This window comes from Terrisporobacter mayombei (genome assembly GCF_020748465.1).
In the GTDB taxonomy this organism is placed as follows: Bacteria; Bacillota; Clostridia; order Peptostreptococcales; family Peptostreptococcaceae; genus Terrisporobacter; species Terrisporobacter mayombei.
In genome coordinates this window covers 1-441 of sequence record NZ_JAHZMP010000271.1, presented here as the reverse complement: position 1 = coordinate 441, position 441 = coordinate 1, and the positions used below count along the sequence as shown (strand labels likewise).

Here is a 441-nt window from a genome sequence, read left to right as displayed (position 1 = left end):
CTCAAGCAACGGCTTATCCAGTTTTTCGATACTGGAGTACAGCGGCATCACCATAAACGGCAGCAGAATGTAAACCAGACCGATAATCACCGCACTGGGCGTGAACATGATACGGATTGGTGTGTCGATAACGCCCAGCCAGAGCAAAAACTCGTTGAGATAGCCTTTGGTGCTGAGGAAAATTTTCAGCCCGTAGATACGAATTAATGAGTTGGTCCAGAACGGAACAATCAGCAGAAACTGCAGCAGCGGACGCACCTTGTGTGGCAACTTCGCCAGAAACCAGGCAAACGGGTAGCCCAGCACCAGGCAGGCGAGGGTGGCGATCAGCGCCATATTCAGCGAGTGCAATAGCACTTCAAAATAGAGCGGATCGAGCAGACGCGTGTAGTTATCCAGCGTAAAGACCATTTTGACAAAACTGGCGTCGTCGCGGGTCAA

1 protein-coding gene is annotated in these 441 nt (G+C 51.2%); it reads right to left on the bottom strand.

Annotated features, from left to right (window positions below):
- Nucleotides 1-411, bottom strand: a 411-nt coding sequence (locus K0039_RS25485) for an ABC transporter permease (protein WP_500303722.1), incomplete at its 3' end; no start/stop codon positions are given.
- Between the last annotated feature and the right edge of the window lie 30 nt (nucleotides 412-441).